Annotated in this window: 3 protein-coding genes and 1 pseudogene; all 4 read left to right on the top strand. The window is 40.5% G+C overall.

Annotated features, from left to right (window positions below):
- Nucleotides 1-956 (top strand): annotated as a pseudogene (locus tag ABI367_RS02140) (hypothetical protein); the annotation flags it as partial.
- A gap of 28 nt (nt 957-984) precedes the next feature.
- Nucleotides 985-2235, top strand: a complete 1251-nt coding sequence (locus ABI367_RS02135) for a dihydroorotase (RefSeq protein WP_462229557.1) — start codon at nt 985-987, stop codon at nt 2233-2235.
- 7 nt (nt 2236-2242) lie between these two features.
- The gene (locus ABI367_RS02130) at nt 2243-2911 is read left to right on the top strand and encodes a hypothetical protein (protein WP_462229555.1); all 669 of its coding nucleotides are present in this window, start codon (nt 2243-2245) and stop codon (nt 2909-2911) included.
- An 18-nt stretch (nt 2912-2929) separates the two neighbouring features.
- A partial coding sequence (locus tag ABI367_RS02125) for a DUF4199 domain-containing protein (protein ID WP_462229553.1) occupies nt 2930-3402 on the top strand: 473 nt, incomplete at its 3' end.

Raw genomic sequence — 3402 nt, 5'->3', positions numbered from 1 at the left:
TAAGCACCTATCCGCTTATTGTTATAAGCGATGTAAAAACTGTTACCCCTGGTTTGGCACAACAATTAAACGTTTATGTAAGCAAAGGCGGTATACTAAGTGTTTTCCCGGCGGTTGATGCTGATATAAACAGCTACCGCAGTTTTTTACAGGCCATGAATGCTGCTTACCCCGAAGTTTTAGTTACCGAAACTGCCAGGGTAAGGGAGCTAAATTTACGCAACCCGGTGTTTGCAAGCATTTTTGAGAACTTTCCGCAAAACCCCGATCTGCCCGAAGTAAAAAAATATTATCGGTTAAGTAATTCCGGTAACGGTAGCGAAAGCTTGATGCAATTACAAAACGGCAGCCCATTTTGGGCCAGTTATACCAATGGTAAAGGTAAGGTTTATCTATCTGCCGTGCCGCTGGATGATAGCTATAGCAATTTACCACGACATGCGCTATTTGTACCTATAATGTTTAGGATAGCTTTATTAAGCGGGCATGATCAGTCGTTATTTTATACGCTGGGGCGCGACGAAACTATGGAGATACCCTCGGTTGAAACGTCAGAAAAGCAAATATTGAAGTTGGTAAAGGGTAGTCAAAGCATTATACCCGATGTAAAGCAGGATGAAGGCAGTACCCTATTGTATGTTTCAGATCAGTTGCGAGAGACTGGCCTTTATAACTTAAACAAGCAGGATAGTACAGTTGCCGTGATGGCTTTTAATGATAACAGGAGCGAATCTGACCTGAGTTATTTTAGCCGGGCCGACCTTAAAAAGGTGTTGCCCGACAACGGAAATATACTGTTAGGAACGGGGTCATTAAAAGATGCGGTGACCCAAACAAATTTAGGTATGCAATTATGGAAACTTTGTATAATTTTGGCATTGATATTTTTGGCTGCAGAAATATTGATTATCCGGTTCTATAAACTAGATAAAGCACCAGCTTTGCAGCCCGCCTGACACACACTCTATACATAAAGCAACGCTAATGAATTTGCTTATTAAATCAGCCAATATAATTGACCCTAACTCAACTTATAACCAAAAAATTGCTGATATATTAATTCAAAAAGGGATCATCACTCAAATTGCTGCTAACATTGCTGCCGACGAGCCTGTATTTGATGCCAAAGGCAAACAGGTAGCTCCCGGATTTTTTGACTTAAACTGTAATATTGGCGAACTGGGTTTTGAAACCAAAGAAACATTAGAAACCGGTACCCATGCCGCGGCAGCAGGCGGTTTTACAGGCATTGCCTTAATGCCCAATACGCAACCACCCGTACACTCAAAAGCCGAAGTGGAATATTTATTTAACAGGGCCAAAAACACCCTGGTTGATGTATATCCGTTGGGAACCATATCGCATAAGCGCGAAGGTAAGGACATGGCGGAAATGTATGATATGTACCTGAGCGGAGCCAAAGCATTTACAGACGGTAACCGCCCTGTGCAGGATGCCGGTTTAATGGAAAGGGCCTTATTATATACCAAAGGTTTTAACGCGCTGGTATTTTCATACCCGGAAGATACAGCTATTGCAGGTAAAGCCAAAGTAAATGAAGGCGAAGTAAGCACCATGCTGGGTATGAAAGGTATACCTTCATTAGCAGAAGAGTTAATGATAGCCCGCGACCTGTACCTGGCAGAATATACCGAATCAAAAATTCATTTTAGTACCATATCTACGGCACGCTCGGTTGATCTTATCCGCGAAGCGAAGAAAAAAGGTGTGCAGGTTACCTGCGATGTAGCCGCACATCATTTAGTATTGACCGACGAGACCCTAAAAGGCTTTGACAGTCTTTATAAAGTTAAACCACCACTGCGTACACAAAAAGACGTAGATGCACTGATAGCGGGCTTAAAGGACGGAACCATTGATGCTATAGTATCACAGCATACACCACACGAGATAGAATTTAAAGATGTTGAGTTTGAGGTGGCCGAATATGGCATTGCCGGGTTGCAAACAGCTTTTTCGCTGGCTTTAACTGCCGGATTAGATATAGGCCTTGTAATACAGAAACTGGCCATCAACCCACGCAAAATATTAGGTATAGAAGTGCCTGTAATTGCCGAAGGGCAAAAAGCCAACCTGGTAGTATTTGATAAGGATGCAACCTGGACGTACACTAAAGAAAACAACCACTCTAAATCTTCAAACTCCCCATTTATAGGGAACAACTTAAAAGGCCAGGTATTGTTAACTTGTAATAACAATCAACAATTTAAATAGTAATAGTATGATCGATCCAAAAATAAAATATTCAATAGCTGCAGCTTTACAATCTTTTTCAGATTACAGTGATTTTGACGCTACCAAGCTCACCAGGAAGTTTAATGAAATATTCGCACTTGACGACGATTTTATGACCAAGGTGGATAAGCTGGATGAGATTTTTGATAATAACCCCCAACTTGAAATTTTACGTGAGGTGTTTTTTGATTTGCTGATGATCAACTTTTTTAGTGCCGATGTAAAGAAACTGGAGGAAGATTACCTGGAAACGCCCGAATGGGAAGAAATTGAAGAACAAACACTGGATAGGGGTACCGAGCTGTTAAATGTGTTGCTTTACTTAAACGAGTGCGAGGACGAGCACCTTGAGCCTGAACTGGAAGATTATTTAAAAGAGTTTTTATTGGTTGATGAGGATGAGTTTCAGGACGAGTACCGGATATATGAACCGGTTATTGCCAACCAGATATTAATGGAAAGCCCTGTTGAAGAGATAAGCAAAATTGCCGATTCTTTGCCCGACGATTCTGAACTGAAAGAACTGTTTTACCCGGTAATGTGCTTTTTTCAGAATATTGATCCCTCAGTACCTGAGAAAGCCAAAATAGCCGATAAAGCTTTAGACAAACCGTTTGATATGGCGGTATTAAATATATTGCAAGCTTTTAAATAAACCTAAACAAACAATATTATGGAAAATTTAGATTCAGAAATTAAAAAGAATGCGCTTAATAATGGGCTCCTTTTGGGGGTCATTATGCTTATTTTAGGTATAGTTACCTTCTACATAATGATATCAATGGAAAGTGCCCTTGGGGTAATTGCTGTACCAATTATTTTTTCGGTGATTTTGCCTATTGCCGTTACTATATTTTTTACAATTGATCTGCGTAAAAAAATTGGAGGCTTTTGGGATTTTAAACAGGCAACTACGGGTATATTTATTATGTGTATCGTGTCATTTGCCATACAAACCGTTGGTAGGGACCTGCTTTTTGCTAAATTTATTGAGCCGGATATGGCTCAAAAAACCCAGGATGCTGTAGTAAAGGCTACCACCGCAATGATGGAAAAGAGTGGCGCGCCACAGGAAAAAATTGATAAACAAATTGAATCAACACAAAAGCAATTCGACTCGCAGGTAAACCCTACCGTAGGGAAGGT

Source organism: Mucilaginibacter sp. (assembly GCF_039935595.1).
Lineage (GTDB): Bacteria > Bacteroidota > Bacteroidia > Sphingobacteriales > Sphingobacteriaceae > Mucilaginibacter.
This window is presented reverse-complemented; position numbering and strand designations above follow the sequence as displayed.

Bases quoted from the DNA above. Each gene is read 5' to 3' on its own strand.
- ABI367_RS02135 (WP_462229557.1), top strand. From the start codon at position 985: ATGAATTTGCTTATTAAATCAGCCAATATAATTGACCCTAACTCAACT.
- ABI367_RS02130 (WP_462229555.1), top strand. From the start codon at position 2,243: ATGATCGATCCAAAAATAAAATATTCAATAGCTGCAGCTTTACAATCT.